3 protein-coding genes are annotated in these 2,747 nt (G+C 53.3%); 1 reads left to right on the top strand and 2 read right to left on the bottom strand.

Annotated elements, in window-relative coordinates; genetic code table 11:
- Positions 1-155 precede the first annotated feature (155 nt).
- Both ACOYIE_RS10340 and ACOYIE_RS10335 read right to left on the bottom strand, forming a co-directional pair.
- Entirely contained in the window at positions 156-1,049 is an 894-nt protein-coding gene (locus ACOYIE_RS10340; RefSeq protein ID WP_433412916.1) for a helix-turn-helix domain-containing protein, read from the bottom strand.
- Between the two features lie 95 nt (positions 1,050-1,144).
- Positions 1,145-1,594: a hypothetical protein gene (locus tag ACOYIE_RS10335; RefSeq protein WP_433412914.1), complete on the bottom strand. Its 450-nt coding sequence runs from the start codon at positions 1,592-1,594 to the stop codon at positions 1,145-1,147.
- A 238-nt stretch (positions 1,595-1,832) separates the two neighbouring features.
- Here ACOYIE_RS10335 and ACOYIE_RS10330 point away from each other — a divergent pair.
- Positions 1,833-2,747, top strand: a 915-nt coding sequence (locus ACOYIE_RS10330; RefSeq protein WP_433412912.1) for a zinc-dependent alcohol dehydrogenase, incomplete at its 3' end; no start/stop codon positions are given.

Below are 2,747 nucleotides of genomic sequence, written 5' to 3'. Positions count from 1 at the left end.
CAAAAAACTGGCAAGGCGGAAATGGTATGACTACACCCTTTCCCTGTTTTCACTTCTGTTTTCTCCAGTACATACTGAAAACCAGGTTGCTGCTTAATGCGCAACCGGGTTTCTCGACAGGCTGAGGCTTCGGAACAATGTTCCGAAGCCTTTTTTTATTTTTCATAAAATTTTGCCCGATAATCCCCCGGCGACATTCCTTCCTGCTCATGGAACAGGCGGATCAGCACCTTGCCGGACGGCAGGCCGACATGCATCGCAATCCGCTCCAGCGAATCGTTTGTCGTCCGCAGGTACTTTTTCGCATATTCCATGCGAATCACGCTGACCGTATGCGCAAACGAGCGGCCGAACATTTCCTGGAACAGACGGTTGACATGGCGCGGCGTTACGTTGAGCTGCTGGGCAACCATATCGATCGTCAGCTCATCCGCATAGTTGGAGTGGATGTACTTGGACGCTTCCAGCGCGATATTCTTATAACCAAGCGGCGTTTTCACGTCCGAAACCACCGAAGTCGTCTGCCGCAGCAAATTGAGAGCGAACAGATAATATAAAATACCAATCTGGCTGGCCCATCCGATTTTCCTCTCCTGCATCTGCTTGTGGATATCCGTGAGCAGCGCCTGCTGTGAAACCGCGCGCGGAAGATAGATATATTTATTGGTATCCGCTTTATCCAGCGCTTTTGCAATTTCCCGATACTCCTGCTCCGCGTCAATCGACGTATTGCCGTTTTTCGGGATAATATCAAAAATCATTGTAAAATATACCGCAGGCGTTTCCGGCATATAGCGCAGCCGGTGCAGATGGTTCTTGCCCAGCAGCACCATGCTGTTTTCATATAGCGGCAGGCTGTCCTGTCCGCAAACCACATTTGCTTCTCCCTCTATGCCGTAGAAAATCTCATACAGATCGTGCTGATGCTCAAACACCGGTATGATCTGACTCATCTGCTCCGCATAGTAAAGTACAAAGTCAAAAGCGCCGAAAGGGATGGTCGTAATATGGTTATGGTATATCTGTTGATTGCGGTACTCTGCCAGCAAAGCGATCTTTCCTCCTTTTCCTATCCTGTTATCCATCTCATGCAAGGTATCCTGCAACAAGATATTGCAGGTTCTTTTTGCATAATGTTTTCATTTTACAGGATTTCGCTGTGCTTTGCAATAGCGGCATGCAGCTCCCGCCGGTTGGACACATGGCGCAGCAAAACGCTGGAGCGGGCGTCCCCGCCATCCAGGAACAGCACGCGGCTGAGCAGTATTTTTTTGAGCTGTGTGTGCGGCAGGCTGAAACGCTTTTCGCCCACATGGCCGAACGTGCGCCGGTCGGTGACCAGAACGCAGGAATTCTGTGTCAAATACAGGGTATGCGCCGCGCTTGCCATCATCCACATGGAAAGCACGCTCGACAGCAGGACCGCCGCATGGTGGCCGGAAAGCATCCGCCCTGCGGCAAAGGAGACGGCCGCAAACGCAAAATAGCCGCACATGGTCGGAATAGAGTTAAACAGCGCTACGTCCTCTACCCGCTCGCCCGGCTCCATCTGGGCGGCCAGTTCATCCACCATTTTCCGGTATCGTGTTGTCATATCACACACCTGTCCTTTCCTGTTTTCCCCATTATAGCACGGGATATTTTTCTTGTCAGTGACGTCCGCCGTAGAAAAAAACGCGACAATTTCTATGCCCCAAAAAGGACATGTTTCCTGTAAAAATGTCTGAAAAGCAAATTGACTTTGCGCAAAATGCTTGGTATTGATTAATATAGCGTTGTGTACAGCGCCTGGAATTATCTATTTTTACATAAGGCAAAGGAGGCCGTTTACGATGAAGACATTATGCGGCGTATTGGTTGGCGATATGAAGGACCCCAACCCGGAAACACGCGGCAAAGTAGCGCTGGTGGATATCCCGTTTCCTGCCATGGGACCGCAGGACGTCCGGATCAAGGTTGCGTATTGCGCAATCTGTGGCTCGGACCCGCACTGTGTTGCCGGCTGTTTTGGTCAGCCGAAGGGTTCCACCGAGCCAATCCCGCTCGGACACGAAATTTCCGGCGTCGTCGTTGAATTGGGACCGGAGGCCAATCACAAGGGCCTGAAAGTCGGCGACCGCGTGGCCGGCAACTTCCTGCGTTTCTGCGGCGGATGCTATTATTGCCAGAACGGGCAGCAGCAGTTCTGCGTCAATGCGCAGCAGTACAACCGTCCCGGCTACGCGCCTGAACTGATCTGGCACGAGGATCAGGTTTACAAGCTGCCCGATTCGGTCAGCCTGAAAGAAGGCTGCCTGCTCGAGCCCATGTCAATCATCGTGCGCATGATGGACAAAGCGCAGATGAAAGTCGGCATGCGCGTCTGTGTGTGCGGCGGCGGCCCAATCGGCCTGCTGGCCCTGCAAACCTTCAAACTGTACGGCGCAACCGACCTGACCATGATTGAGCCGATTGCGGACCGGCGCGCGCTGGCTTCCGAGCTTGGCGCAGACCATTTGATCGACCCCGCCTGCCAGGACGTTGTGCAGACCGCAATGGAGCTGACGGGCGGCCTGGGCTATGACGTTGTGCTGGACTGCTCGGGTTCGGTGCGCGCGGTCACCGCGCTGCCGGATATCACCGCCAACTGCGGCACGCTGATCTACGGCGCCCAGTATCCGAACGAATATGAACTGCCCTTCAACATCTCGAAATACTGCTATTTCAAGGAAATCACCGTGACCGGCGTCATGGTCGCCCCCTATGCG

The organism is Agathobaculum sp. (assembly GCF_050946325.1).
Taxonomy (GTDB): domain Bacteria; phylum Bacillota; class Clostridia; order Oscillospirales; family Butyricicoccaceae; genus Agathobaculum.
This window is presented reverse-complemented; position numbering and strand designations above follow the sequence as displayed.

What these genes read in the sequence shown, in the direction of transcription:
- ACOYIE_RS10335 (WP_433412914.1), bottom strand. Translation starts at nt 1,594, where the DNA reads ATGACAACACGATACCGGAAAATGGTGGATGAACTGGCCGCCCAGATG.